This window comes from Kitasatospora sp. NPDC041988 (genome assembly GCF_055588525.1).
The window spans coordinates 634,502-660,129 of sequence record NZ_JBVJCO010000001.1; the positions used below are offsets into that span (position 1 = coordinate 634,502).

Annotated in this window: 14 protein-coding genes and 1 pseudogene; 8 read left to right on the forward strand and 7 right to left on the reverse strand. The window is 74.9% G+C overall.

What is annotated here, in order from left to right:
- The first annotated feature begins 22 nt into the window (after positions 1-22).
- Complete coding sequence (locus ACZ6NC_RS02660) at positions 23-1,276, forward strand: phenylacetate--CoA ligase family protein (protein ID WP_465728182.1); 1,254 nt, start codon at positions 23-25, stop codon at positions 1,274-1,276.
- 42 nt (positions 1,277-1,318) lie between these two features.
- On the opposite strand, the gene paaI is transcribed toward ACZ6NC_RS02660, so the two are convergent.
- Positions 1,319-1,714, reverse strand: coding sequence for a hydroxyphenylacetyl-CoA thioesterase PaaI (gene paaI, locus ACZ6NC_RS02665; protein ID WP_465728183.1), 396 nt, complete (start codon positions 1,712-1,714; stop codon positions 1,319-1,321).
- Positions 1,715-1,994: 280 nt separating this feature from the next.
- Complete coding sequence (locus tag ACZ6NC_RS02670) at positions 1,995-2,723, reverse strand: hypothetical protein (RefSeq protein ID WP_465728185.1); 729 nt, start codon at positions 2,721-2,723, stop codon at positions 1,995-1,997.
- A 375-nt stretch (positions 2,724-3,098) separates the two neighbouring features.
- Here ACZ6NC_RS02670 and ACZ6NC_RS02675 point away from each other — a divergent pair, with 375 nt between their 5' ends.
- The 7 genes and pseudogenes from ACZ6NC_RS02675 (at position 3,099) to ACZ6NC_RS02705 (ending at position 19,294) form a co-directional block, all read left to right on the forward strand.
- A complete protein-coding gene (locus tag ACZ6NC_RS02675) occupies positions 3,099-10,397 on the forward strand; it encodes an SDR family NAD(P)-dependent oxidoreductase (RefSeq protein ID WP_465728187.1) in 7,299 nt (2,432 codons plus the stop codon).
- Positions 10,398-10,401: 4 nt separating this feature from the next.
- A complete protein-coding gene (locus ACZ6NC_RS02680; RefSeq protein WP_465728189.1) occupies positions 10,402-15,228 on the forward strand; it encodes a beta-ketoacyl synthase N-terminal-like domain-containing protein in 4,827 nt (1,608 codons plus the stop codon).
- A gap of 68 nt (positions 15,229-15,296) precedes the next feature.
- A complete protein-coding gene (locus ACZ6NC_RS02685; protein ID WP_465728319.1) occupies positions 15,297-15,551 on the forward strand; it encodes an acyl carrier protein in 255 nt (84 codons plus the stop codon).
- Between the two features lie 2 nt (positions 15,552-15,553).
- Positions 15,554-16,426 carry an alpha/beta fold hydrolase gene (locus tag ACZ6NC_RS02690; protein WP_465728191.1) on the forward strand — a complete coding sequence of 291 codons (873 nt, stop codon included), beginning with the start codon at positions 15,554-15,556 and terminating at the stop codon, positions 16,424-16,426.
- Positions 16,423-17,676, forward strand: coding sequence for a glycosyltransferase (locus ACZ6NC_RS02695; RefSeq protein WP_465728193.1), 1,254 nt, complete (start codon positions 16,423-16,425; stop codon positions 17,674-17,676). Before ACZ6NC_RS02690 ends, ACZ6NC_RS02695 begins: the two co-directional genes overlap by 4 nt.
- Entirely contained in the window at positions 17,673-18,767 is a 1,095-nt protein-coding gene (locus ACZ6NC_RS02700; protein ID WP_465728195.1) for a class I SAM-dependent methyltransferase, read from the forward strand. The genes ACZ6NC_RS02695 and ACZ6NC_RS02700 overlap by 4 nt, the downstream gene beginning before the upstream one ends.
- Positions 18,768-18,872: 105 nt before the next feature.
- Positions 18,873-19,294: pseudogene (locus tag ACZ6NC_RS02705) on the forward strand (hypothetical protein).
- Between the two features lie 132 nt (positions 19,295-19,426).
- Here the strand turns inward: ACZ6NC_RS02705 and ACZ6NC_RS02710 are convergent.
- The 5 genes from ACZ6NC_RS02710 to ACZ6NC_RS02730 all read right to left on the reverse strand — a co-directional run bounded on the left by ACZ6NC_RS02710 (position 19,427) and on the right by ACZ6NC_RS02730 (position 25,248).
- On the reverse strand, positions 19,427-21,712 hold the full coding sequence (locus ACZ6NC_RS02710) for a tetratricopeptide repeat protein (protein WP_465728197.1): 2,286 nt from the start codon (positions 21,710-21,712) through the stop codon (positions 19,427-19,429).
- Between the two features lie 101 nt (positions 21,713-21,813).
- The gene (locus ACZ6NC_RS02715; RefSeq protein WP_465728199.1) at positions 21,814-22,290 is read right to left on the reverse strand and encodes a hypothetical protein; all 477 of its coding nucleotides are present in this window, start codon (positions 22,288-22,290) and stop codon (positions 21,814-21,816) included.
- A 281-nt stretch (positions 22,291-22,571) separates the two neighbouring features.
- Positions 22,572-22,955, reverse strand: coding sequence for a transglycosylase family protein (locus ACZ6NC_RS02720; RefSeq protein ID WP_465728201.1), 384 nt, complete (start codon positions 22,953-22,955; stop codon positions 22,572-22,574).
- 569 nt (positions 22,956-23,524) lie between these two features.
- The gene (locus ACZ6NC_RS02725) at positions 23,525-24,856 is read right to left on the reverse strand and encodes an RNA polymerase sigma factor (RefSeq protein WP_465728203.1); all 1,332 of its coding nucleotides are present in this window, start codon (positions 24,854-24,856) and stop codon (positions 23,525-23,527) included.
- The gene (locus ACZ6NC_RS02730) at positions 24,829-25,248 is read right to left on the reverse strand and encodes a YciI family protein (protein WP_465728205.1); all 420 of its coding nucleotides are present in this window, start codon (positions 25,246-25,248) and stop codon (positions 24,829-24,831) included. The genes ACZ6NC_RS02725 and ACZ6NC_RS02730 overlap by 28 nt, the downstream gene beginning before the upstream one ends.
- Positions 25,249-25,628: the final 380 nt, after the last annotated feature.

Here is a 25,628-nt window from a genome sequence, read left to right on the forward strand (position 1 = left end):
TGACCCCACGTCAGGAGAGCCCGTGCCCGCCAAACCGCTGCCGGAGCTGATCGACTTCGCCCGGCGCCACTCTCCCTTCTACGCCGAGCTCTACCAGGGCCTGCCGGCCCGCGTCGAGCACCTCGGCGAGCTCCCCGTCATCGAGCAGACCGCCTTCTGGGCCGCCAACTCCTGGCCGGACAACCGGCTGCTCACCGGGCCGCTGCTGGACGCCGGCGTCTACAAGACCGGCGGCACCACCGGCGTCCCGAAGTTCTCCCCCTGGACGCGCACCGAGCACGCCGACTCGGTGACCGCCTTCGGCGCGGGCCTGGTGCAGGCCGGCCTGAGGCCCGGGCACCGGGTGGCGAACCTGTTCTGCGCCGGCGAGCTGTACGGCGGCTTCCTGTACATCGAGAACGCCCTGCACCACGCACCGGTGGACAACGTCCGGCTGCCGGTCGGCGCCGCCCCCGACGCCTACGTGGCCGCCCTGATCGAGGACTTCGGCGTCGACGTGCTGGCCGGCGAGCCGATGAAGCTCAGCTCGGTCGCCGAGTACCTGGTCAGGCACGGGAAGGCCGCCGAGCGGATCGAACTGCTGCTCTTCGGCGGGGACCTGCTCTTCGCCGACCTGCGCCCGATCCTCTCCCGGGCCTTCCCGAAGGCGGCCGTCGCCTCGATCGGCTACGCCTCGGTGGACGCCGGGCTGGTCGGTGCGCCGGTACCGGGTGACGACGTCCGGGTGCACGAGGCGTTCCCGAACCGCACCGTGGTGGAGCTGGTCGACGATGTGACCGGCGAGCCCGTCACCACCGCCGGGGTGCCCGGCCGGGTGGTGGTCACCAACCTGTTCCGCACCCTGATGCCGATCCTCCGCTACCCGACCGGCGACCGCGCCGAGTGGGTCGACGTCGAACGCGGGCGGTTCCGGCTGGTCGGGCGGTCGGCCGAGGGCGCCCGGGTCGGCACGGTGGCGATGCCGACCGAGGAGATCCGCGCCGTCCTGGTCGCCAACGACCCGGATCAGGTCGTCTCCGGCATGCAGCTGGTCCAGCGGCGCTGGGACGGCAAGGACGGCCTGATCCTGCGGCTCGGCCGGACCGAGGAGCCCCCGCCGGGCCTGGCCGAGCGGCTGGTCGAGGCGGTGTACCGGGCCCGGCCGCTGTACCCCGAGGAGGTCGAGGCCGGCGCGATCCACCACCTCACCGTCGAGTGGGTGCCGCGCTCCGGGCTGACCACCAACCCGCGCACCGGCAAGCTCCAGCAGGTCGTGGACGAGCGTCCGCCGGCCTGATCCGGCGCAGCGGCGGCCGGGCGGGGGTGGGCCCCCGCCCGGTCAGCCGGCGTGCGGCTTCCCGGCGAGCATCACGCTCTGCCCGCGGAACTCCGCGACCACCTGTTCCGCGGAGTTGCGCACCGTCACGTCGTATATGCCGCTCCGCCCGGACCGGACGCGTTCCACCGCCTCGGCGGTCAGTTCGTCCCCGACCGCCGCCGGAGCCAGGAAGGTGACCTGCGCGGCCTGGGCGACCGTCACCGGGCCGTAGCTGTTGCAGGCGTAGGAGAACGCCGCGTCGGCGAGCAGGAAGAGGTAGCCGCCGTGCGCGATGCCGTGGCCGTTCACCATGGTCGGAGCCACCGTCATGCGCATCCGCGCCCGCCCGGAGGACACCTCGTCGAGCGCGATGCCGAGCTCCCGGCAGGTTTCGTCGCGCTCGTACAGCGCCGCCATTCGCGCATTCGGTCCGGCGAATTCCACTGGTTCCGTGGTGTCCACGCCCATGATTCCTGCTTCCCCCGGGAACGGCCCGAAACGGCCGGTGTGAGCTGCCTCCGTATGGCACCCGCATTACACCGAGCCCCGCGACGGGCTGTCAACGGTCCACCGGGTGAACGGAATCCCCGCCGCCGCAGCCGCGTGGGGCCGCCGCGGGCCGGGTGGGACGAGGCACCGCCGGGCTCGGGCCGGGGTACCGTGACCGCGCCCCGGCGGCGGGGAGGGAGCCGGGGTGTCAGCGGTGCGGTACGCCGCCGACGAAGTCCTTGAGGGCGTCGAGGCGGGTCCGGCGGTCGGGCGGGTAGCGGCGCAGGGCGCGTGCGGCCTTGCGCGAGTTCGGGCGGTAGCGCCAACGTGCCCAGGGGGAGGTCGGTTTGGCCAGTCGCAGGACGCCGACCAGCCCGACCAGGGGGATCAGCAGGCCGATCACGCCGAGCGCCGTCTTGCCCTTGAGGATCGTGCCGACGCACAGGGCCAGGTTGATGAGTAGCCCCCCGGCGAAGAGGAGGTGGTTGGCCGTGCCCGCGCCGACGTCGGAGAACGGGTTGAACCCGGCGACCAGCAGCAGGCCGACCGCCGCCGCCAGGAACGCCGCATCGACCGACTTGCGGCCCTCCTGTGCCCAGTAGACGTCCTCCAGGTGCAGCCAGAGCGCGTACTCGTCCACGGTCAGGGCGGCACCCGCGCCGAACAGCACGGCCAGGATCTGCGCCCCGGGGCTGCCCGGCCGGTACGAGAACTCGATCGCGCCCGCCACCAGCATCGCGAGGATGCCGTACACCTGGTGGTGCACGTGGGTGCCGCCGACCTCGACGTTGCGGAACGGCCCACGGCCCGCCCGGATCAGCCGGGTGACCGCCCGGGTGCCCCCGAAGGTCAGGATGAACGCGCCGAGCATCCAGAGACCGATGCCCTGGTTGGGGACGGTGATGACCACGTTGGTCTCGACTTCCGCGTGCCGCACGATGTCTCCCGTCCCGTCAGCCGTGCTGCGCAGGTACCGGGAGCGGGTCGCACACCCCCCGCCGCGGGCCCGGAGCCTCCTTGATCAGCGTATCCGGATTCGGCGGGCGGACCGGGTTCCGGAGCGGGTTCCGGAGCGGGTGTTTCGCGCGGGATGACGGCTGGTCGCAAAGGAGTCATCGGCCCCCGGTTCTTGACACGTGCGCGTCATCACGGCTTAACCTGTGACCCGCTACCGATCGGTAGCATCAGCGTAGACCCGGACAGCGGAACAGCGGAACCGCGCGAGGCGCTCCAACTCACCCCACGGCCTTGCGGGTGCTGTACGGGAGTTCTCCATTCCCTCAGGTGCACCACGATGCATACCGGAGTGCCGATGACGCCCAGTTTTCCGCTTTCCGACCTCGTCGTCGGGATCACGCCGTTCCAGGAGCCGGACGCCGGCCTCGCCGAGGCCCTGTGCCGGGCGGGTGCGCTGGGCGTGCTCGACCTCGGGGCCGGCGGCCGTCGGGCCCGCGAGGAGCTCGACCGGCTCCGTGAGCGTGTTCCCGGGCGGTTCGGGGTCAGACTGGGCCCGGGCTGCGGCCTTTCGGCCGCCGAGCTGCGCAGACCTGACGGCAGCGGCCCGCACACCCTGGTGCTCGCCTCCGGCGCGCCGGAGGCCGGCGACAGCCCCGACCGGGGCGGGCTCGCTGGCTACCGCCTGCTGGTCGAGGTGACCGACCTGCGGCAGGCGCTCACCGCCGTCCGCCGCGGTGCGGACGGCCTGATCGCCCGCGGCAGCGAGAGCGGCGGGCCGGTGGGTGAGCTGAGCACCTTCGTCCTGCTGCAGCAGCTCCTGGGCGCACCCGGGATCGGGGTGCCGGTCTGGGCGGCCGGTGGCATCGGCCTGCACACCGCGGCGGCGGCCGTGGCCGGCGGCGCCGCGGGCGTCGTGCTGGACACCCAGCTGGCGCTGCTGGCCGAGTCCGGCGCGTCCGAGCAGGCCGCGGCGGTGCTGCGTTCGGCGGACGGCTCCGAGACCGCGGTCGTCGACGGGCGACGAGTGTTGCGGTGGGGCGGACCGGCCGGCGGAAGATCCGAACTGACGGCAGGTCAGGATTCATTCCTGGCAGCCCGGTTCGCCGATCGTTGGGAGACCGTGGCGCGCAGCGTCCACGCCGTGCGGGAGGCGGTGCGCAGCGTGGCGGCAGGCGCCGGCGCCGCACTGCTCGGCACCGGGTCGCCGCTCAGTGGCGCGCTCGGCACCGCGCTCCCGGTCGCACAGGGCCCGATGACCCGGGTCAGCGACCAGCCTGGCTTCGCCGCCGCGGTGGCCGGTGCCGGCGCGCTGCCGTTCGTCGCCCTGGCCCTGGCGGACGGGCCGCAGAGCCGCGAGCTGCTCTCCCGGACCGCCGCCGAGCTGGGCGAACTCCCTTGGGGCGTCGGTGTCCTGGGGTTTGCCCCGGAGAAGGTGCGGGTCGCGCAGCTGGCCGAGGTCCTGGCCGCCAGGCCGAGCCATGCGGTGATCGCGGGCGGACGGCCGGCGCAGGCGCGGGCCCTGGAGGAGGTCGGGATCCGGACCTTCCTGCACGTTCCCTCGCCCGGGCTGCTGCGGCAGTTCCTGGCGGACGGCGCGCGCCGGTTCGTCTTCGAGGGCTCGGAGTGCGGCGGCCACGTCGGGCCGCTGCACAGCTTCCCGCTCTGGGAGGCCCAGTTGGCGGTCCTCGATGACTTCCTCGACGAGGCGCACGGCCGGGCCGGCGAGCCGGCGATCGAGGTGCTGTTCGCGGGCGGCGTGCACGACGAGCGCTCGGCCGCGATGGTGGCGGCCCTCGCCGCACCGGTCGCGGAGCGCGGCGTCCGGACGGGCGTGCTGATGGGCACGGCGTACCTGTTCACCGAGGAGGCGGTGGCACTGGGCGCGGTGCGGCCGCAGTTCCAGCGCCAGGTGATCGCGGCCCGTGGCACCGAGCTGCTGCTGTCCGCTCCCGGCCACGCGACCCGCTGTGTGCCCAGCCCGTTCACCGCGGAGTTCCGGCAGGCCCGGGAGCGGATGCGGGAGCAGGGCGTGCCGGACCGCGAAGCCTGGGAGAAACTGGAGCAGTTGAACGTCGGCCGGCTGCGCGTCGCCAGCAAGGGGCTGGAACGCGTGGCGGGCGAGTTGGCGCCGGTGGACGAGCAGGGGCAGCTGCGGCGGGGCATGTTCATGGCCGGACAGGTCGCGGTGCTGCGCGCGGCCACCACCACGCTGGCCGAGCTGCACGGCGCGGTGACGGCGGGGGCGGCCGCCTTCCTCACGCGGCGGGCCGCCGAACTGGCCGGCCGGCTCGGCGAGGACGACGCCCCGGCCGCGCGGCCGAAACCGCTGGAGATCGCGGTGGTCGGCATGGCGGGCATGTTCCCGCAGGCACCCGACCTGCCCGCGTTCTGGGCCAATGTGCTGGCCGGGGTGGACGCGGTCACCGAGGTGCCACCGGAGCGCTGGGACCCGGCGGTGTACTACGAGGCCGACGGCGGTGCGGGCCGTACACCGTCCAAATGGGGCGGCTTCCTGCCCCGGATCCCGTTCGACCCGCTGAGATACGGCCTCCCGCCGGCCGCGCTCGGCAGCATCGAGCCGGTACAGCTGCTGGCGCTGGAGGCGGCCCGGCGCGCCCTGGTGGACGCGGGCTACGACAGCGGCGCGGGCGACGGCGGCCGCGGCTTCGACCGTTCGCGCGCCGGTGTGGTGTTCGGCGCCGAGGCGGGCAGCGACCTGTCGAACGCGGGCATACTCGGCTCGGTGCTGCCGTCCTACCTGGGCCGGGTGCCGGAGGCCCTCGCGGCGCAGCTGCCGGGGCTCACCGAGGACTCGTTCCCCGGCATGCTGGCCAACGTCATCTCCGGGCGGATCGCGAACCGGCTGGACCTGGGCGGCGCCAACTTCACCGTCGACGCCGCGTGCGCGTCCTCGCTCGCCGCGCTCGACGTGGCCTGCAAGGAACTCACGGCGGGCACGGCGGACCTGATGGTGTGCGGGGGAGCCGACCTGCACAACGGGATCAACGACTTCCTGCTCTTCGCCTCGGTGCACGCGCTCTCCCCGACCGGGCGGTCGCGCCCGTTCGACGCCGCCGCGGACGGCATCGCGCTCGGCGAGGGGGTGGCCTGCCTGGTGCTGAAGCGGCTGGTGGACGCCGAACGGGACGGCGACCGCGTGTACGCGGTGGTGCGGGGCATCGGCAGCGCGAGCGACGGCCGCTCGCTGGGGCTGACCGCACCACGGCCCGAGGGGCAGCGCTCCGCCCTGGAGCGGGCGTACCACGGTGCCGGCCTCGCGCCGTCCGAGGTCGGCCTGGTGGAGGCGCACGGCACCGGGACGGTGGTCGGCGACCGGACCGAGCTGACCACGCTGACCGAGGTCTTCACCGAAGCCGGTGCGGCGCCCGGCGGCTGCGCGCTCGGGTCGGTGAAGTCGCAGATCGGGCACACCAAGTGTGCCGCGGGGCTGGCCGGTCTGATCAAGGCGTCGCTGGCGCTGCACACCGGCGTGCTGCCGCCGACGCTGCACCTGGCCCGGCCGAACCCGGCCTGGCAGGAGGGCCGGAGCCCGTTCGTGTTCGGTACCGAGGCCCGGCCGTGGGCCACGGCGCCGGCCGAACGCGTCGCGGGAGTGAGTGCGTTCGGCTTCGGCGGCACCAACTTCCATGCGGTGCTGCAGGGTTACGACGGGCCGGCGCCGGTGCACGGTCTGCAGTGGTGGCCGGCCGAGCTGTTCCTGTTCCGCGGGCCGGACCGGGAGCGGGCGTTGCGCGGAGCCGGCGCGATCCTGCGGCTGGCCGAGGCCCCCGGCGCACCGTGGCGGCTGCGCGACCTGGCGTTGGCCGCCGCCAGGCGGGCGGCGGGCGGGCACGGACGGGTGCAGCTCGCGGTGGTGGCCGCGGACGTCGCGGAGCTGGTCGGGTTGCTGAACCGGGCGCTGGCCGGGGAGAACGCACCGCAGCACGGGCTGCACCAGGCGGCCCCGGCCCCGGAGCCGGGCTCGGCGTCGGCCCCGGACGGCGGGTCGGTCGGCGAGGTGGCGTTCCTCTTCCCGGGCCAGGGCAGTCAGCGGCCTGGCATGTTCGCCGAGCTGTTCACGGCGTTCCCGGCACTCCAGCGGCACCTGAGGCTGGGTCGGGAGCACGCCGATCTGCTGCACCCGCCCGCCGCTTTCACGGCCGAGGCCCGTGAACGACAGCGGGCCGAGCTGACCGACACCCGGGTGGCGCAGCCGGTGCTGGGCATGACCGGCCTCGCCGCGTACGAGGCGCTCGCGCTCGCCGGAGTGCATCCGCAGTTGGCGGCCGGGCACAGCTACGGCGAACTGGTCGCGCTCTGCGCGGCGGGGGCGCTGGCGGCCGAGGACCTGCCGGAGCTCAGCGCGGCGCGGGCGCGGTCGATCCTGGCGGCGGTCGGGGTGGCCGCCGCTCCCGGGGACGCCGCCGCTACGGGCACGGACCCGGGAACGATGGCGGCCGTCGCGGCCGGGGCCGCGGACGTCGAGCGGGTCCTGCGGGAGGCGGGCACGGCCGGCCGGGTGGTGGTGGCGAACCACAACGCGCCGCGGCAGACGGTGGTGTCCGGGCCGACCGCGGAGATCGAGGAGGCCGTCGGCCTGCTCCGGGCGGCCGGGTTCGGGGTGAAGCGGCTGCCGGTGGCGTGCGCCTTCCACAGCCCGATGGTCGCCGGCGCGGGCGAGCGCTTCACGGCCGCGCTGGCCGGGCGGACGGTGCGGGCGCCGGAGTTCCCCGTCTGGTCGAACCGCACGGCGGGCACCTACCCGGCGGAGCCCGCCGCGATCCGCGCCGAACTCGCGGCACAGATCGGCGCGCCGGTGCGCTTCGCGGCGCAGATCGAGGCGATGTACGAGGCGGGCGCCCGGGTCTTCGTCGAGGCCGGGCCGGGGACGGTGCTGACCCGGCTGGTCTCCGAGGTGCTCGGCGACCGGCCCCACCGGGCCGTCCCGCTCGAACGGCGGCGCACCGGTCTGCCGGGCTACCTCGACGCCCTGGCCGAGCTGGCCGTCGCCGGTGTGCCGGTCCACACCGACCGGCTGTTCCGCGGACGCGACGCGGTGGACGCAGGGCGAGCCGAGGCGCCGCGCCGTCCGGGCTGGACGGTCGACGGGCAACTGGTCCGCACGGCCGCAGGAGAGACACCGCCCGGTGCGCTGGCACCGGCCCGACTCGTACCGGAGGCATGGGTGACCACGCACGAACCACGGCGCGACGACCCGCAGACGCTGATCGCGGACTTCCTGAGCAGCAGCCGGGAACTGATCGCGGCGCAACGGGACGTGCTGCTCACGTACTTCGGTGCGGCGGGCGCGGCCCAGGCGCCTGCGCTCACGGCCCCGACGCTCACGGCCCCGGCAGGGCAGGCGCCGGTACTGCAGGCGCCGGCGCTCCAGGCCCCGGCCGCGTGGCCGCCGTCGGTGCAGGGACCGGCGGTTCAGCCCACGGGCCCACAGCCGTCGGAGCCGTCGGTGCCCGTTCCCGCCGGTGCGCCCGCTCCGGGCCGTGGGCCGGCGGAACCACCGGCCGTCGGCGCCGCTGCCGCCCCGACGGCAACGGACCTGCTGGCCATGGTGATCGAGGTGATCGGCGAACGCACCGGCTACCCGGCCGACATGATCGAGCCCGATCTCGACCTTGAGGCCGACCTCAGCATCGACTCCATCAAGCGCACCGAGATCATCGGCAGGCTGGTCCGCCGCCTGGCCGGCCCGTCCGACCTCGGCCGGCCCGACACCGACCGGATGGCACTGGGCGACGAGGAGGTCGAGCACCTCGCCCGGGCCCGGACGGCGGCGGCCGTCGCCGACTGGCTCGCCGAGCGCCTCGGGCAGGCGGAGCCGCCGGCGGGTTCCCCACCCCCGGACGCCACGGGCGAGGCCGTCGACGGTACGCCGGCCGACGGACGGGCAGCACACGAGGCGCCCGAGCCCGTCGCGGTCGGCCCGCAGGCTGCCGGCGAGCCGCACCCGGCCCGGCACGACGCGGTGACCGTGGCCGCCGGCAGAAGAGGTCGGGACGCCGCCGACCGGGTGCCCGCGTCCGGCCCGGCCGGCCCGGACCTCCGGCCGACGCCCGAGGGCCACGAGCCGCTTCGGCTGTGCGTCGAGCCGGTCCCGCTCGCGGAGCCCGCCACACCCGGCCGCACCCTCGCCGGCCGGCGCTTCCACCTCCTCGGCGACGACACGCACGGCATCGCCGCCGCCCTCACCGCCCGCCTGAACGCCCTCGGTGCCGAAGTGGCCTCCCACGACGCGGCGTACGAACTGTCCACTGCGGACGGCCCCGTGGACGGCGTCGTGCTGCTCGACCCGCTCTCGCCCGAGGGCGCGCCCGTGCTGCCCGCGGCCGTCCCCGCCCTGCAGGCGGCGCTGGCCCGGGCACCGCGCTGGCTGCTCGCCGCCCGAGCGGCCCACGGCACGGCGCCGGGCCACCCCGCGCCCGGCCACCCCGCGCCCGGCCACCCCGCGCCGGGCCGCCGGGGGACGGCCGCCACACCCGCCGGGACGCCGGCCCACGGGACGACACCCGGGACCGGGCGCGCCGACGGCCTGCGCGGCCTGTTCCGCACGCTGGCCGTCGAGTACCCGCACCTCTCCGCCCGCCTGGTCGAGCTCGACCGGACCGACGACCCGGACACGGCCGCCGAGCTGCTCGCCGCTGAGCTGCGGGCCACCGACCGCGAGCCGGTGGTGCTGCGCACCGCCGCCGGACGGCACGGCCTCACCCTGCGCGAGTCGGGCCTCGGCGTGCTCGGCAGCACCGGCGCCGGCCCGGCCGGTGACGGTGTGGCGGAGGCCGAAGCGCTGGGCCTCGACCGTGACGCCGTCGTCCTGCTGGTCGGCGGTGCCCGGGGGATCACGGCGCGGTTCGCCGCCACCCTGGCGGCCGCGAGCCGCTGCCGACTGGAGCTGCTCGGCCGTACCGCACCGCCGGAGGGCCCGGAGGACCCGGTCACCGCCGCGGCCCGCGACCGCGCCGCCCTGCGCGCGGTGCTCGCCCGCCGTGGCATGCCGCTGCCGGAGGTGGACGCCGCGGCGTCCGGGCTGCTCGCCGGCCGCGAGGTCGCCGCCACCCTCGCCGAGCTGGACGCGCTCGGCGCCCGGGCCGCCTACCGGACCGTGGACGCGGCCGACGGGGCGGCGCTGCGCCAGGCCGTCAAGGAGGTCCACGCCGAACACGGCCGCCTGGACGGCGTGGTGTTCGCCGCGGGCGTGATCGAGGACAAGGTGTTCGCCGAGAAGAGCCCGGCCTCGTTCCGGCGGGTCTTCGCCACCAAGGCCGACGGTGCCCGCGCCCTGCTGGAGGCGCTGGACGAACTGCCGGCCGGCCCGCGGTTCACCGTGCTGTTCGGCAGCATCTCGGCGGTGCTCGGCAACCGCGGGCAGGCCGACTACGCGGCGGCCAACGACGCGCTGGAAGGCCTGGGCGCGCACTGGGCGGAACGGACCGGACACCGCGCGCTCACCGTGCACTGGGGGCCGTGGGCGCCGTCCGGCGGGCACGGCGGCATGGTCTCCCCGGAGCTCGCGCACAGCTACGCCGACCGTGGCGTCAAGCTGATCGCACCGGACGCGGGCTCGCTCGCGCTGCTGCGCGAGCTAGCCTGGGGCGAGCCCGGCCTGCGCTCGGTCGTCTACACGGCCTCGGGCTGGTGACGCGGTGACGGACCGTCAGCCACCGCCGGTGGCCGTGGTCGGCATGGCCGTCCTCCTGCCCGGCGCGCCGGACCTCGCCGCCTACTGGCGGAACCTGGTGGACGGCGTCGACGCGATCACCGACGTCCCGGCCGGGCGCTGGGACGCCGAGTACTACGACCCGGGGGCGGCCGAGGCGCGGGGCCGCTCCGGCGCGGGCGCACCGGACCGGGTGTACTGCCGGCGCGGCGGCTTCGTGGACGGGCTGGCCCGGGTTCAGCCGACCCGTTTCGGGCTGGTGCCGAACTCCGTCGCCGGTACCGAGCCGGACCAGCTCATCGCCCTCCAGGTCGCGGCCGCGGCCGTCGAGGACGCCGGCGGCCCGGACCGGCTGCCGGACCGTGACCGGGTCGGTGTGGTGCTGGGGCGCGGCGGCTATCTGACGCCCGGGATCGCCCGCCTCGACCAGCGGGTGCGCGGCGCGCACCAGCTGGCCCGCACGCTCCGCGAGCTGCTGCCGGAGCTGACCGACGGCCAGCTCGACCGGGTGCGGACGGCGTTCACCGAGCGGCTGGGCCCGGACCGGCCGGAGGCCGCGATCGGCCTGGTGCCGAACCTGGCCGCCTCCCGGGTCGCCAACCGGCTCGACCTGCGCGGGCCCGCGTACACCGTGGACGCCGCGTGCGCCTCCTCCCTGATCGCGGTGGACCAGGCGGTCGGCGAGCTGGTGACCGGCCGGTGCGACGTGGTGCTGGCGGGCGGCGTGCACCACTGTCACGACGTGACGCTGTGGAGCGTCTTCACCCAGCTGGGGGCGCTGTCCCCCAGCCAGCGGATCCGCCCCTTCCACCGCGGCGCCGACGGCCTCCTGATCGGCGAGGGCACCGGCGTGGTCGTCCTGAAACGCCTCGCCGACGCCGACCGGGACGGCGACCGGGTGTACGCGGTGATCCGCGGCACAGGGGTCGCCGGCGACGGGCGCACCTCCGCCCTGGCCAACCCCGATCCGGGCGGTCAGGGCCGCGCGGTGCGGGCGGCCTGGCGCTCCGCCGGGCTGGACCCGACCGCACCCGGTGCGGTGGGCCTGCTGGAGGCGCACGGCACCGCGACTCCGGCCGGCGACCTGGCCGAACTCCGGACGCTGGCAGAGGTGTTCGGGCCCCACGCGGCCCGGGAGCGGCGCGCGGTCCTCGGCTCGGTCAAGTCGATGATCGGCCACACCATGCCCGCGGCCGGGATCGCCGGCCTGGTCAAGGCCGCCCTCGCGGTCCACCACGGGGTGCTGCTGCCCACCCTGCACTGCGAGGAACCGCACCCGGCCCTGGCGGCCACGCGCTTCGGCACCATCGGTACGGCACGGCCCTGGGAGGGCACCGGCGGACCGCGCCGTGCGGCGGTGAACGCCTTCGGCTTCGGCGGCATCAACGCGCATGTCGTACTGGAACAGGCCCCCGGTGCCGGTGCCGGTGCCGGTGCCGGTGCCAGTGCCAGTGCCGCGCTGTCGGGTCCAGTCGCCGCCTCCCGCCCCGTCCCGCCGAGTCCGGCAGGCATCGCGCGGACGGCCCGGCCCGCACCGGGCACCGCCTCCGCGAGGGTCATGGAGCCCGAGCGGGTCCTGCGCCTGGCCGCCGACACACCCGAGCAGCTCGCGGCCCTCATCGGCGACGACCTCACCGGCCCGGCGGCCGCCGGCGCGCCCGAGCCCGGTCCGTCGGCACCGTCCTGCCGCCTGGCCGTCGTCGGTCCGACGCCGAAGAGCCTGGCCCTGGCCCGCCGCGCGGTGGCCCGTGGCCGAGCCTGGCGCGGGCGCGGTGACATCTGGTACGTGCCGCGGCCGCTGCTCGGGCCGGGCGGCGGGCGGCTCGCATTCCTCTTCCCGGGCCTGGAAGGCGAGTTCACGCCGCGGGTGGACGATGTCGCCGACCACTTCGGGCTGCCCCGGCCGGCCGTGGGCGCCGCCGCCCGGGTCGGCGACATCGGCCGGCACGGCGCGGGCGTGGTCACGGTCGGCCGCCTGCTCGACCTCGCCCTGCGCCGGATCGCTCTGCGGCCCGACGCGGTGGCCGGGCACAGCGTCGGCGAGTGGACCGCGATGATCACCGCGGGCCTGTACTCGGGCACCTCGGTGGACGCCTTCCTGGAGTCCTTCGACCCGGACGCGCTGCACGTCCCGGGCCTGGCCTTCGCCGCGCTCGGCGTCCCGGCGGACCAGGTCCTCGACACGCTGGCGATGCTGCCCGGCATGGCCGAGGTCGTCCTGTCGCACGACAACGCACCGCAGCAGGCGATCGTCTGCGGTCCGCAGCAGCCGGTCGCGGAACTGGTGCGGTGGTTCCAGGGGCGCGGGGTGCTCGGGCAAGTCCTGCCGTTCCGGTCCGGCTTCCACACGCCGATGCTGGAACCGTATCTGGCGCCGATCCGGGCGGCGGCCGAGCGGTTCGACCTGCACCGGCCGACCGTGCCGGTGTGGTCGGGGACCACGGCCGCGCCGTTCCCGGCGACGGAGGCCGAGGTGCGGGAGCTGTTCCTGCGACACCTGCTGGAGCCGGTACGGTTCCGGCCGCTGGTCGAGGCACTGTACGCGGCCGGCTTCCGGGCCTTCGTCCAGGTCGGCACCGGACAGCTGGGCTCGCTGGTCGGCGACATCCTCCAGGACCGGGAGCACCTGGCGGTCGCGGCCAACTCGGCCCAGCGCGACGGCCTGGCGCAGCTGCGCCGGGTGGCGGCGGCGATGTGGGCGGACGGCGCCGAACCGGACCAGGCCGCCCTGCTGCCCGCCCGGACGGGGACGGGGAATCGGGTCACAGAGCGGGAGCACCCGGCGGTACCCCTGGATCTCGGCAGCGCCCTGGTCTCGCTGGACCGCGCCACGCTCGACGGACTGCGCGCCGAGCTGAGGCCCGGGGGCCGGCCGGCGGATCCGCTCGGCGACCTCGGCCGGCGCTTTCCGCTGGCCGCCGGCCTGGACGCGCTCCTGCGCGAGACCGAGCGCACCGCGGCCGAGCTGTTCGGCGCGGCGGCCCGGATGCCGCACCCCACCCCGGCGGCGCGCCCGTACGCCACCACCCGCTCCGCCGCCCCGGGCCCCGCCGCCCTGCGACTCGTCACCCCGGACGCCGCCGGCCCGCGCCCCGTCACCCCGCCGACCGCCGAACCGAGCCCCGCACCCAGCCCCGGGCGGCACGTCCTCCCGTTGCACGTCTCGCTCGACGCCATGCCCTACCTGTACGACCACTGCTTCTTCCGGCAACGCCAGGGCTGGCCCGATCCCACGGACCGCTGGCCGGTCGTCCCGGCCACCACCATCGTCCACCACCTGCAGGAGGCGGCCGAGCGGATCGCCCCGGGCCGGATCGCCACCGGCGGGCGCGACCTGCGGTTCGGCCAATGGGTGCCGGCCGCCGAACCGCTCGACCTGGCCATCACCCTTCAGGAGAACGAACCGGGTCTGTACGCCGCCGAGTTCGGCCACTTCGCCCAGGGCGCCGTCGAAGTGGCGGACCACTACGCACCCCCGCCCGCGCCGTGGCCGGTCCCGGTGGCCGACGAGCGGGTGCCCGAGCTGACCGCCGCCGGTCTCTACCGGGAGCGGTGGATGTTCCACGGACCCGCGTTCCAGGGCCTGACCGAGCTGACCGCGATCGGTGCGTCGCACATCCGCGGCATCATCACCGCGCCCGCCGCGCCGGGTGCGCTGCTGGACAACGTCGGCCAGCTGCTCGGCTACTGGATCATGGCCACCCGCACCGAGCGCACCGTGGTGTTCCCGGTCGGCATCCGGCGGCTGCGCAGCCACGGCCCGACGCCCCGCGCCGGCACCGAACTGCACTGCCACATCCGGATCACCGCCCTCACCGACCAGGTGCTCGAGGCCGACGTGCAGCTGCGCCCGGCCGGTGGCCCGGTCTGGGCGGAGCTGCACGGCTGGCAGGACCGGCGCTTCGACAGCCACCCCGACACCCGCCCGGTCGAACGCTTCGTCGACCGCAACACGCTGTCCCGGCCGCAGCCGGCCGGCTGGGTCCTGCTGCACGAACGCTGGCCGGACCTCGCCTCCCGCGACCTGATCATGCGCAACCACCTCGGCGCCGCCGAACGGGACCAGTACGCGCGGCAGCCGCCGCGCGGCCGCCGGGCCTGGCTGCTCGGCCGGATCGCGGTCAAGGACGCGGTGCGGCGGTGGCTGTGGGAGCAGGGCGACGGCCCGGTCTTCCCGGCCGAGATCGAGGTGCGCAACGACGCGGCCGGCCGGCCGGTGGTGGCGGGCGTCCACGGCCGTACGCTGCCGGAGCTCGACGTCTCGCTCGCGCACCGCGCCGAGGCCGCGGTCGCCCTGGTCCGCCCCGCCCGCGGCGGTGTCGGCATCGACATCGAGGAGGTCGTCGACCGCCCGGGCGAGACCCTCCAAGTCGCCCTCGGCCACGCCGAGTCGGAGCTCCTCGCCGTCTGCCGGGCCCGCGACAGAGACAGCGGCAGCGGCAGAGACAGCGGCAGAGACAGCGACAGCGACGGCGCAGACCCGGACGAGTCCGACACCGAGGCACTCTGGTTCACCCGGTTCTGGACGGCCAAGGAGGCCGTCGCCAAAGCCGAGGGCACCGGACTGCGCGGCCGTCCACGGGACTTCGCGGTGGTGGCGGCCGAACCGTCCACCCTGCTGGTCGAGACCGCCGGACCCACCGGGTCCCGCCGCCACCGCGTGCACTGCACCACCGTCACCAGCCCGCCCGGCCTGCCCGGGCGGCGCTACGTGGTGGCCTGGACCGCCGGACCGGACGACGGCCCCCGGCCCGGGCCCCACGAGCAGACCGGACACACCGACCGCGACTCCGAAGGGACCACAGCCCCGTGACTGTCAGCGAGCAGACCGTGGACCACACCCCGCCGACCGCCCAGCAGGTGCTCGGCGAGATCACCGCCATGCTGGCCGCGCTGCTCGACGAGTACGGCCTCGACGAGGCCGAGGTCACGATGGCCACCCGGTTCACCGCGGACCTCGAACTGGAGAGCATCGACCTGGTGACCCTCGCCTCGCAGCTCCAGGCCCGCTGGGGCGACCGCATCAACTTCGCCGAGTTCGTCGCCGGCATGGAGCTGGACGAGATCATCGAGCTGACCGTGGGCCGGCTGGTCGAGTACGTGGTGGAGCGCCTGAGCCCGGCCGAGCGGGGCTGACCATGCCCTTCCTCGACCTCGAAGGGCTGCGCTGCCACGTCCAGCGGCTCACCCCGTCCGACGGCCGCCCGCCCGCCGCCACCGCCGTCCTGGTGCACGGCCTGCTGACCGACAGCATGGCCAGCCACTACTTCACCATCGCCCCCACACTCGCCGCGGCCGGGCTGGACGTGCTGATGTACGACCAGCGCGGCCACGGCCGCTCCGGACGGCCGCCCACCGGCTACCGGCTGGAGAACTTCGTGGACGACCTCGCGCGGCTGCTCGACCGGTCGGCCGTCACCCGGCCGGTGCACCTGCTCGGCAACTCCTTCGGCGGCACCGTGGCGTTCGGCCTGGCCGTCCGCAGGCCCGCAGCGGTGGCGAGCATCCTGGCCATCGAGTCCGAACCGGCCTCCCGGGCCTGGTCCGTGAAGCTGGACGGGATCCTGCGCCGGGCCGGGACGGAACTTCTCGACGAGGCCACCCTGGCCTGGGTCGCCGACCGACGCGGCCCGCACACCGCCCGGCTGGCCCGCTCGGCCGGCCGGCTGCTCGCCGCGACCTCACTCGCCCGGGACATCCCGGCGAGCCGGCTGCCGGGCGAGGCGGACCTGCGCACGATCCGCTGCCCCGTCCTGGCCGTGTACGGGACGGAATCGGACCTGGCCGAGCAGGCGGCCCGGCTCGACGAACTGCTGCCGGACTGCCGCAGCGCCTTCGTACCGGGGCACGACCACTCGGTCCTGGTGGAGAACCCCGTCGTGGTGGGCGAGCTGGCGCTGGACTGGCTGCGCGAGCAGGGCGTGGAGCTGCGCGGAGAGCCGGCCACCGTACCCGCCGGAGCACGCGGCGGCGACCGCACCGTGCTCTCACCGGGACGGACCCGCCCGTGAGCCGCTTCCTCTTCGTCGTCCCACCCCTCGTCGGCCATGTGAACCCGGCCGTCGGCGTCGCCGCCGAGCTGGCGGGGCGCGGGCACACCGTGGCCTGGGCCGGAGCACCCGCCCTGATCACACACCTGGCCGGACCGGACACCGAGATCCACCCGTGCGCCATCCCGCCCCGCACCCCGGAGCGGGCACCCGACCTGCGCGGGCCGGGCGCGCTGAAGTTCCTGTGGCAGGACTTCCTGATCCCGCTCGCCGAGGCGATGGCGCCGGACGTCACCCGGGCGTGCCGGCGATTTCGCCCCGATGTCGTCGTCGCCGACCAGCAGGCCCTGGCCGGCGCACTCGTCGCCGAACGACTCGGCCTGCCCTGGGCGACCTCCGCGACCACCTCCGCCGAGCTGACCGGCGCGCTCGACGACCTGCCGCTGGTGGCGGCCTGGGTCCGCGACCTGCTCACCGGCCTGCGCGGACGGATCGGCATCCCCGCGTCCGCGACGGACCCGCGGTTCTCCCCGCACCTGGTGCTCGCCTTCACCACCCCGGACCTCACCGGGCCCGTGACCGCCGGCAGCGGCCCGGTCCATTTCGTCGGCCCCTCGATCGCCCCCCGGCCGACGACCCCGGACTTCCCGTGGCAGTGGCTGGACCCGGACCGCGCCACCGTGCTGGTCACCCTCGGCACGGCCAACGCCGACACGGGCGCCGCCTTCCTCACGGTCTGCCGGCAGGCGCTCCGGGCCCGCACCGCCGGCCTGCAGGCCGTGATCGTCGACCCGGCCGGCGTGCTCTCCGACCTGCCGCCCGACCCCGACCTGCTCTCCCTGCCAGCCGTACCGCAGCTGGACCTGCTGCCGCACACCGCCGCGGTGGTCTGCCACGCCGGCCACAACACCGTCTGCGAGGCACTCTGGCACGGCGTCCCCCTCGTGGTGGCCCCGATCCGCGACGACCAACCGGTGATCGCCCGTCAGGTCGCCGAGGCCGGCGCCGGGGTGCGGATCAGGTTCGGCCGCACCGACCCGACCCACCTCGGCCAGGCCGTCGACACGGTGCTCGGCGACCCCGCCCACCGGGCCGCCGCCCGCCGGATCGGAGCCTCCTTCCGGGTCGCGGGCGGCGCCGCCGCAGCCGCCGTCCGGCTCGAAGCGCTGGCCGCCGCCCGCCACCTGCCGGCCCCGGGCACACCGGCCGTCCCCCCACCCGGCCCCGTCCGGCCCACCGCGCCGACAGCCGAACGGAAGGAGCCCCGATGACCACGCAACCGGCAGCCCGCTCCCGGCAGGCCGCCGTCGCCGACCTGCGCCCCGCCTATCAGGGCGAACTCGTCGAGGGCACCGACCGGTTCTTCGAACCACGCCGCAGTGACTGCCCCTGGTGCGGCGCCCGCCTCCTCCGGCTCCGGCTGCGCACCTCCGACCTGCTGCAGCACAAACCCGGGACGTTCGCCCTCGACGAGTGCGAGACCTGCGGCCACATCTTCCAGAACCCCCGGCTGACCGAGGCGGGCCTCGCCTTCTACTACCGGGACTTCTACGACGGCCTCGGCGAACAACGGCTCGGCGCCACCCTCGGCACCCGCAGGAGTACGTACCGCGGCCGCGCCCGGTCGGTGCTCCCGTTCACCGCCGCGCCCGGCCGCTGGCTGGACGTCGGCACCGGTCACGGCCACTTCTGCGAGACCGCACGCGAGGTGTTCCCCGCCACGGCCTTCGACGGTCTCGACCTCAGCGAGGGCGTCGAACTCGCCGAACGCCACGGCCGCGTCGCCCGCGGCCTGCGCGGAACCTTCCCCGAACAGGCCGGCCGGCTGCCCGGGCAGTACGACGTGGTGAGCATGTTCCACTACCTCGAACACAGCACCGAACCGCACCGGGAACTGGCCGCGGCCCGGCAGGTCCTGCGCCCGGGAGGGCTGCTGCTGATCGAGGTCCCCGACCCGCAGAGCCGCTACGCCCGCCTGCTCGGCCGGTGGTGGCTGCCCTGGCTCCAGCCGCAGCACCTCAACCTGGCCCCGGCGGCGAACCTGCGCCACCGCCTCGACGAACTCGGCTTCACCGTGCTGCTCGAACAGCACGCCGAACCGCACGACCCCGTCGACCTGCTGGCCGCCTGCTGGCTCCTGCTCGATGCCCTCGCCCCGCGCGAGGACGCGCCGTGGCGCGCAGGACGCCCCCCGGGCCGGCTACGGCGGGCGCTGCGCGCCGGAGTGTTCGTCGCCGGCGCGCCCGCCCTGCTCGTCGCCGCCCTGGCCGACCGCCTCCTCGCCCGCGTCGCGGGCCCGGCGGGTCTCTCCAACGCCTACCGCCTGCTGGCCCGGAAGGACTTCGGCGGCGAGGCGCCCTGACCGGGCGCCGCACGTCGGCGGGTTGGATACTGACATCAGCTCTTTGAGGTGATGGGTCTGCCGTGTCGCTGACGGATGGTCATCAGTCGCGGTAGACCGTCTGGCATGCGATATGCGGATGGGGGCGGGCTGACAGCGAAGGGACGTCAGCGCCGCGAGGCTGTGCACCTGGAGGCTGCCGCGCTGTTCGGCGAAGGATGCAAGCCTCCGGAGGTCGCCCGGCAGCTGTGGGTGAGCTGCAGGTCGGCCTACCAGTGGCACCAGGTCTGGAAGCAGGGCGGTACGGCGGCGTTGGGTTCGCGCGGGCCGCATGGGCAGCGGTGCAAGCTGTCCGTGCGGTGCCAGGAGAAGCTGGCCTGTGGGCCCACGTCAAGCGCAGTCTCGCGAACCTCTCCAGCGTCGCCCGCGACCGACTCGAAGCCCTCGTCCGCAACCGGCTCAAGCGACTGCAGTATCGCGCTGACGTCCTCGATGGCTTCCTCGCCGGAACTGGACTCACCCTCGACCTCCCACCGCGATCACCTTGAGCGCCGAGGTCAGTAACGCTGGCCGCCAAAGCCGTCACAGCTCGGAGCCGCAGGGCTGAAAGAGCTCACTGACTCTGACTGCCGGTCCGGCTGCCCACGCCAGCCGCCACCGGGGTAAGCGGCCTGCAAGGGCTACCTCCCTCGTAGCCACCTCCTGCCCCGGGATTGTTCCTGCCAGTACGTGAGTGCCTGCTGGGTGGTCGCGAGGTCGGGATGGTCTGGGCGGAGGACACGCAGTTGCTCGTTCAGCAGGTCGGAGAGGAGGGTCACTGCGCCGCGAGGGTCGCCGGACTGGCCGCGCCAGCGGGCGAGGGCGGCGCGGGTGCGGAAGATTGCGGACCGGTCGGTGTTGGTGGCTACCGCGTACGGGTTGGACCACGTGTCCCGAGTGCCCTGGGCGATCTCGCGCGACTCCAGGCGGAGTTGGTCGTTGAGCAGGTCGGTCAGGACGGTCACGGCCCCTCGTGCGTCGCCCGACTCGCCCAGCCAGTGGCCGAAGCTGAAACGGGTGTCGAAGGTGCCCGAGTTCTCCGGCCCGCGCGTGCAGAACTGCTCGTTGACGAGCTGGCGGTACACGACCACTGCCCCGGCCGCGTCTCCCGCCTTCCCCTGCCACTCGGCGGCGTCGCGGCGCAGAGTGAAGTCGGGCGGGCCCGCCCGTCCGTCGACGGCCGCGATGTAGCCGTCATCGGCGAGCAGGTCGCGATAGACGCGTGCGACGCCCGGCAGGTCGCCGGCCTGTTCGAGCCAGTAGGCCAGGCGGTAGCGCAGCTCGGTGACCTCCTCGACCAGGCGGATCCGCTGGGAGGGGTACAGCTCGTACTCCGGGGCCAGCAGGGCCAGTTGATCGTCGATCATCCGACGGTACTCGGTGATCGCGGCGGTGAGGTCGCCGGATTCCGCCCGCAGCCGCGCGATCCGGCCGCGCAGCTTCGTCACGGACTCGTGCCGGGCTCCCAGCCGGTCGGCCGTCGTCGGGAGCAGCGCTACGAAGTAGTCCAGTGCGGCCTGTGGCCGGCCTTCGTCCGCCAGCGTGTCGCCCACCCGGAGTACGAGGTCGTGCAGCTCCTGACCGGTACTCCACCCGTACCGAAGCTCGGGCTCGCCGGAGCCCAGCATCATGGCCGGGGCATTGCGGGTCAGCGCCTCGACGTTGGAGCGCAGCACGTCCGGAGGGAAATCGAGGGCGCGCGAACGCAGGTGCGGAGCCCGATCCCTCGGGGGAACCAGGAAGAACGTCATCGAGTTCGCCTGGTCCGCCGACGTCCGGGACGCGACGAAGAGCAGGTTGGCGGCCACGTCGGCCAGCTCTGCGGCCCGGCTCGCGGGCACGCCCTCGCGGACGGCTCGCTGCACCATCGGGTGGACCCGCACCGACCGGTCCTGGTCCGCCGGGTCGTAGTCGAGCAGGCTCCACCGGTGCAGCAGCGCGAGCGTCTCGTCGGCGCGCTCGTCCGGCTCCGCGTCCTCTGCCGGGCGGTCGGTCCGCTGCCGGTCGAGGTACCTGACCGCAGCGATCAGCACGGCAGCCGGGATGCCGTCGGAAGCCAGCGGCGCCGCCAGTTCCAGCAGCATCCGCGCCGTCCCGACCGGCGCCAGGGCGTCGGCGCGCTCCAGCGCGAGGTCCCAGGCGTATGGCAGCGGCAGGCTCTGCTCGTCCGGCAGTCCGCCCGGGTCCGGCACGAGGTCGGCCAGCCGCCGACCGTCGTCGCCGAGCAGGCGCAGGTAGTCGGCGCAACTCAGACCGGTGCTGCCCAGGTAGGTGGCCGCCTGCGCGAGCGCGAGCGGCAGGTGTCCCAGCTCGCGGGCGAGCGCCTCCAGTTGCTCAGGCGGCTCGACCCGGCCGGACGCGGCGAGCACCGCCGTGAGGTAGCCGAAGGCCTCGGCGGAGCTGAACGACGGCACGGTAACCACCTGTCGGCCAAGCCCCTCGCGGGCCAGGTCCCGGCGCCAGGTGGTGACCAGGGTCCGCCCCACGGGCTGGTCCGGCGGCCAGAGTCCGCGCAGGTCGTCGGGGTCGACCAGACCGTCCAGGACGATCAGCCGGCGAACCGTCTCCCCGGCCCCGCCCGGCCGGAGCCAGGCCAGGAACTCCCGCGCGCCCTGCTCCGGATCGGCCGGGTCACTACCGGTGATCTCGGCGATGGCCTGGGCGTAGGCGGTCTGGATCGCCGCGCGGCTGCCGGCGGCGACCCAGACCAGCAGGTCGAGTTGCCCGGCCTGCCAGGCAGTGCGGGCCTCGTTCGCGGCCAGCTGGGTCTTGCCGGCCCCGGCGGCGCCGACCAGTAGCCGGCAGCGCGCAGGGGCGTCGGGAGTATCGAGAACGGCCCGGCGCTGGAAGCAGTGCGCGGTGTTTGGGACCGCCCCGACCTGGTGCGGCCAGGCGGCCGGGGCATGTCGGCCGGCGTAGTAGGCCACCTGGTCGGCGTGGCCGACGGCGAAGCTGTGGTTGCTCGCCTGTACCCCTGTGAGCGGCGGCGGTGGCGAGGTTTGTGACGGGCTTGGCGTGGCCGGTCCATTCAGCCCTGGAACGGATCCGGCACCTGAGGGTGGCCGATCTGCACGCCCCCATGGATCACACCGGCGGCGACCGAGCCTTCCTGGGCGCTGATGTGCACGTTTCCGCCGACCGCCATCCCGCCGTCCCCGGCCGACACCTGGGCCTGGGCCGCGCTCTCAGTCAGCAGCTCGCGCAGCGCCTCGCTGGCGCGCTCGCGCTCGTCCTCCGGCAGGTCCTCCAGGAACGCCTCGAACCGGGCCTGCCAGGAGGCCTCCTGGCGGATCCGGAGCCGCTCCAGCTGCCCGCCCTCAGCTGCCGCGAGCTCGGCGGCAGTGCGACCCAGCCGCTCCAGCTCGGCACTCTCACGCTGGGTGTTCCCCCGCCCGAACCAGGCGGCCACCCGGCCTCGGAACCCCTCCCATGCCTCGGTCCCCGCCGCGGTCATCACCGCCGTCCCACCGGACATGGCCAGCGCGGTCAGTGCCTCGGACAGCATGCGCAATCCCCCCTGTCGACAACCGTGACCCCGACCGTACCGCGAGCCGGGTGCCGTGCCCAGGCGGATATTCACGCAGATACGCAGGCGAGCAAGGATAAGTGACTAGCCGTCAGCACTACCTGCCAAATCGTCGCCCTGAGGCGCCGAAGTCAGTAGGTGCTTGGAACGCCGCGACGCCGCTGTCCCGGACCGTGGGTGTTCGGTCGGGTGCAGCGGCGTTGTCGTGGGGGTGACGTCGGGGCGGCGGGCTGGCCTGGTGGCCAGGTGTCGGCGGGGTGTTACTTGGTGAGGCCGGCCTTGACGGAGCAGACGGGCCAGGCGCCGGGGCCCTGGGCGGCGAGGACCTTCTCGCCGATGGTGATCTGCTGGGCCTTGGTGGCCTGGTGGGCCTGGGGGGCGTAGGCGGTGCCGCCGAAGGCGGCCCAGGTGCTGGAGGTGAACTGGAGGCCGCCGTAGAAGCCGTTGCCGGAGTTGATGGCCCAGTTGCCGGTGGCCTCGCAGGCCGCGACCTTGTCCCAGACGGAGGCGGGTGCGGCGGAGGCGGTGTTGGCCGCGACGAGGCCGGCCACCGGCAGGGCGGTGAGGGCGCCGGCCATGAGTGCCATGCGGACGCGGTTGCGGCGCTTGGTGGTGGCGGTGGTGGTCTCGTTGCGGAGGGTCATGTGGTTCCTTTGCGTGAGGCGTGAGGCGTGAGGGGTGTGCGGGCGTGCGGAACCAGGCCCTGGGGGCTGTTGGTTTCGGGGGGTGTCGCTCGCGTGGGTTGTGCGCCGTGGTGCTCCGGGGCGGGGGCCTCGGGGGGCGGTGTGCTCGGTGCAACGGGTTCGAAGTTACGGGGGTGGTGGTGGGGGTTTCAAGGATTCGCAGGTTTAGGCACGTCAGGGGGTTGTTACCGCGGGTAGGAATCAAGGAAATGGGCTGATTTGAAGCCAAATGCCCCATTTTTCAAGATCGAATGGGGGGTGGAAGTGGCCCGGGCCACACGGGTGGTGGTGTGAGGCCGCGCACATCGTCGACGGTGGGTGACGGGCCCTCGGCCGCGCGTGCCGAAGTGGTGGGGTGGTGGCCGGGTCGGGGGTGGCCCGCACCACAGTCCTCACGCCCGGCCCGCCAGCCGTCCACACTCCGTGACGAATCGCGGCCCGGCGCGGTGCCCGACGGCGGCGATCCGCGGCCTCACACGTACGACGCCTCCGCCCCGGCGGGGACCGGGGTGGAGGCGGGACGGCCGGTGTCAGGCGAGCGCAGCCGCCTTGCGCAGCAGCACGGACCGTTCGCGGCTGTTGCGGCACAGGCGTGCGGCGAGCTCCAGCTCCGCCCGCGCCTCGTCGGTGCGGCCGAGCCGCGAGAGCAGCTCGCCGCGCACGCTCGGGAGCAGGTGGGAGCCGGACAGGCGACCGGAGGCGACGAGCTCGTCGACGAGCGCCAGCGCCTCCTGCGGCCCCGTCGCCATGGCCACGGCCACCGCCCGGTTGAGTTCCACGACGGGAGAGGGCGCGACCCGGCCGAGCGCCTCGTAGAGGAGCACGACCCGCTCCCAGTCGGTCTCCGGGACGGACGGGGCCTTGGCATGGCAGGCGGCGATCGCCGCCTGCAGGCCGTAGGGCCCCAGGCCGCGTCCGATGGCCGTCGCCCGGTCGAGCGCGGCCAGGCCGCGGCGGACGGCGGAGTGGTCCCACCGGCGGCGGTCCTGGTCCTCCAGCAGGACGGGCTCGCCGTCGGGCCCGGTGCGCGCGGGGAACCGTGCGGCGGTGAGCTCGAACAGCGCGAGCAGCCCGAATACCTCCCCTTCGTCGGGCAGCAGCGCGGCCAGCGTCCGGGCCAGCCGGATCGCCTCGAAGGCGAGACCGGGGCGCAGCAGGTCGTCGCCGGTCGTCGCCGTCGAGCCCTCGGTGAAGATCACGTACAGCACGCTCAGGACGCCGCCGAGCCGTTCGCGCCGCTCCGCGGGCGGCGGGAGCTCGAACGGCACCGCGGCCGCGGCGATCGTCTTCTTCGCCCGGGTGATCCGTGCCTGGACGGTCGGCACGGGCACGAGGAACGCGCGGGCGACCTCCTCGCTGGACAGGCCGGCGACCACACGCAGGGTCAGCGCCGTACGGGCCTCCGGCGAAAGCACGGGGTGACAGGCGACGAACATCAGCGCGAGGACGTCGTCCTCGATGCGGTCCGGGTCCCAGGGCGGGTCGTCCGACCGGTCCGCAGCGGGCTCCGCCCCGGAGCTCGCCTCGCCCTCGCCGAGCCGGGCCGCGAGCGCGGCGTACCGGTCGTCGAGGGCGGAGCGGCGGCGGAACTGGTCGATGGCGCGCCGCCGGGCGGTGGCGAGCAGCCAGCCCACGGGGCTGGCCGGCTCGCCGTCGCGCGCCCAGACGACGAGTGCCTGGGCCAGGGCCTCCTGGGCGACGTCCTCGGCGAGGTCGAAGTCCCCGGTGTAGCGGGTGAGTGCGCCGATGATCCGCGCGGACTCGATGCGCCAGAGGGCCTCGACGGCCCGCCGGGCCGATTCGGTGTCCGGCGGGCCGTCGGAGCGTGCGGGTGTCAGAGCTGGCCGGTCCGCTCGCGCCATGCCCGCTCCTTGACGATCCACTCGTTGTCCTGCGGGAACTCGTCGATCCCCGGCACCCGGCGGATCTCCACCTTCGTGCCCGGGAACGCCGGGAGGCGCTTGGCCCATTCGACGGCCTCCTCCTTCGAGGCCACGTCGAGGATGTAGTAGCCGCCGAACAGTTCCTTGGTCTCACCGTACGGGCCGTCGGTGACAACGGGGGTCTCCCCGCTGAGATCGACCACCACGCCCTGCGAGGCGTCGTCCAGGCCCTCGGCCGCGACGAGCACGCCCGCCCGGATCAGCTCCTCGTTGTAGCGGCCCATCGTCGCGAGCATCTCGTCGAAGGGCGTCTCCATCATCTTCGCGACCGACTCGTCGCTGCCTCGCATGATCAACATGTACTTCGCCATGGCTGGTCTCCTTCGTGCCGGGGGCCGCTGTCCGACCCTCTCTCTATCTCAGGTCGAACGGGGCCGTCGCGGATCGACACGACGGAGAAAACCGAATCACCTTTCTTTCCGTCCCCGGCGCCCCCGGTGGTGGGCGGGAGGGTGCGGCAGGGCGGCGGGGCGCCGGCGTGCGAGGTCGAGGACGAGGTCGCAGCCCTGGGGCCGGGGGAGTCCGGGTCGGCGCGGCGAATTCCTGACCCTCACTCAACTGTCCTTCTCTTTACGGGGTTTACCGCTCATCGATCCGTGGGTACGGGTGCCGTCGCCCGTCCGGGGACAGGCCCCGGAAGCATTGGGGAAGGGGAGGTCTCCCGTATGCGCGGGAACCGAATGCGTGGGAA

Coding starts and splice junctions, on each gene's coding strand:
- paaI (WP_465728183.1), bottom strand. CDS start 1,714: ATGGCGGCGCTGTACGAGCGCGACGAAACCTGCCGGGAGCTCGGCATC.
- ACZ6NC_RS02675 (WP_465728187.1), top strand. CDS start 3,099: ATGACGCCCAGTTTTCCGCTTTCCGACCTCGTCGTCGGGATCACGCCG.
- ACZ6NC_RS02685 (WP_465728319.1), top strand. CDS start 15,297: ATGCTGGCCGCGCTGCTCGACGAGTACGGCCTCGACGAGGCCGAGGTC.
- ACZ6NC_RS02690 (WP_465728191.1), top strand. CDS start 15,554: ATGCCCTTCCTCGACCTCGAAGGGCTGCGCTGCCACGTCCAGCGGCTC.
- ACZ6NC_RS02700 (WP_465728195.1), top strand. CDS start 17,673: ATGACCACGCAACCGGCAGCCCGCTCCCGGCAGGCCGCCGTCGCCGAC.
- ACZ6NC_RS02715 (WP_465728199.1), bottom strand. CDS start 22,290: ATGCTGTCCGAGGCACTGACCGCGCTGGCCATGTCCGGTGGGACGGCG.
- ACZ6NC_RS02720 (WP_465728201.1), bottom strand. CDS start 22,955: ATGACCCTCCGCAACGAGACCACCACCGCCACCACCAAGCGCCGCAAC.
- ACZ6NC_RS02725 (WP_465728203.1), bottom strand. CDS start 24,856: ATGGCGCGAGCGGACCGGCCAGCTCTGACACCCGCACGCTCCGACGGC.
- ACZ6NC_RS02730 (WP_465728205.1), bottom strand. CDS start 25,248: ATGGCGAAGTACATGTTGATCATGCGAGGCAGCGACGAGTCGGTCGCG.